This window comes from Neisseria viridiae, from assembly GCF_962747995.1.
In the GTDB taxonomy this organism is placed as follows: Bacteria; Pseudomonadota; Gammaproteobacteria; order Burkholderiales; family Neisseriaceae; genus Neisseria; species Neisseria viridiae.
Window position 1 is genome coordinate 1 of record NZ_CAUJAJ010000056.1, and the last position, 223, is coordinate 223.

Genomic DNA, 223 nt, shown 5'->3' on the forward strand with positions numbered 1-223 from the left:
GAAGAAGGGAGCAGCGGCCAAACCACACCGAGTAAGGACAAAGATGCCCGCCGGACAAAGAAAAACGGCCTCTACAAACTCGGTTACAAACAACATACCCGTACCGATGGGGAAGGCTATATCGGGAAACTGCACATCATTCCCGCCAATGCCCATGAGTGCAAACACCTGTCGCCTTTGCTGAAAGGCATTACCGAAGGTACGACCGTCTATGCCGACAAAG

Annotated in this window: 1 protein-coding gene; it reads left to right on the forward strand. The window is 52.5% G+C overall.

Annotated features, from left to right (window positions below):
* Positions 1-223: transposase (locus tag Q9J79_RS10345; protein WP_301911816.1), on the forward strand; the 223-nt coding region annotated here is incomplete at both ends.